Source organism: Actinocrinis puniceicyclus (genome assembly GCF_018283645.1).
Classification (GTDB): domain Bacteria; phylum Actinomycetota; class Actinomycetes; order Streptomycetales; family Catenulisporaceae; genus Actinocrinis; species Actinocrinis puniceicyclus.
Window position 1 is genome coordinate 1 of sequence record NZ_JAGSXH010000300.1, and the last position, 1,648, is coordinate 1,648.

Below are 1,648 nucleotides of genomic sequence, written 5' to 3' on the forward strand. Positions count from 1 at the left end.
GAGGAGACACCGGCCCGCCGCGGCCTGCCGTTGGCCGGCCACGGCTCAGCCTCAGTCAGCAACCTGACCCCGCCCGCCGACCAGTCCACATGCGCAGAGGGCGCATCAATGTTCAGCGACTTGGGCAACAGACCGTGCCGCAACGCCTGCACCATCTTGATCACACCGGCCACACCCGCCGCAGCCGACGAATGCCCGATATTCGACTTGACCGACCCCAACCGCAACGGACCGGTGGTCCGGTCCTGGCCATACGTCGCCAACAACGCCTGAGCCTCAATCGGGTCACCCAGCCTCGTACCCGTACCGTGCCCCTCCACCGCATCCACATCAGAAGGCGAAAGACCCGCGTTCGCCAACGCCTGCCGGATCACCCGCTCCTGCGACGGACCATTCGGCGCAGTCAAACCATTACTCGCACCATCCTGATTCACCGCACTACCACGCACCACCGCAAGCACCTGGTGCCCATTGCGCCGCGCATCCGACAACCGCTCCAACACCAACAGACCCAGACCATCGGAGAAACCCGTACCGTCCGCACCCGCCGCATACGACTTACACCGGCCATCGGGAGCAAGGCCACGCTGCCGGCTGAACTCGATCAGTAGCGACGGACCGGCCATCACCGTGACACCGCCGACCAGCGCCAGCGAACACTCACCCGAGCGCAACGACTGCGACGCGAGATGCAACGCCACCAACGACGACGAACACGCCGTGTCCACCGACACCGCCGGGCCCTCCAACCCCAGCGTGTACGCCACCCGGCCCGAGACCACACTGGCCGTGCCGCCGGTCAGCCGGAAACCCTCCAGCTCCGGCGTGTTGCCGCCGTAATCCTGCGCCACGACACCCGTGAACACGCCGGTGTCGCTGCCGCGCAACGAGGCCGGGTCGATTCCCGCGTGCTCCAACGCCTCCCACGCGCCCTCCAGCAACAGGCGCTGCTGCGGATCAGCAGCCAGCGCCTCGCGCGGACTGATCCCGAAGAAACCCGCGTCGAAATCAGCGACGCCGTCGACGAAACCACCACCCATCGTGTAGACGGTGCCCAACACGTCCGGGTTCGGGTCATACAGCCGCTCCAGGTCCCAACCTCGGTCGGCCGGCAGCGGGCCGATCGCGTCGCGGCCCTCGGCCACCAGCCGCCACAACTCCTCCGGCGAACTCACCCCGCCCGGATAACGACACGCCATACCCACGATCGCCAACGGCTCATCGGCCTTCCCGGTGGCGCGCCGCGTGCGTACGACCGGGCGCGCCACCTCTTCGACGGCGCCGACCTCGGTCAGCAACAGACGGGCGATCGCGGCCGGGCTCGGGTGGTCGAACACCAGCGTCGAGGGCAGCCGCACGCCGCTGGACTGGGTGAGCCGGTTGCGCAGTTCGACCGCGCCGAGCGAGTCGATGCCCAGGTCCTTGAACGGCCGTTGCGGATCGACGGCCGATGCCGACGAGTGCCCCAGCACCGCCGCCACCTGCGCCGCCACCAGGTCCAGCACGACGCGTTCGCGGTCCGCCTCGGCGACGCCCGCCAGTCGCTGGGCCAGTGACCCGCCGCCTGCGGCCGCGCCCTTGGCGGGCGATTTGACCAGGCCGCGCAGCAGCGGGGGCAGCATGCCCGACCGGGCTTGCGAGCGCAGTG

Annotated in this window: 1 protein-coding gene; it reads right to left on the reverse strand. The window is 69.3% G+C overall.

All coding sequences use genetic code 11. From position 1 onward, the window contains the following. On the reverse strand, window positions 1-1,648 hold a 1,648-nt coding region (locus KGA66_RS28890), incomplete at both ends, for a type I polyketide synthase (RefSeq protein WP_211472762.1).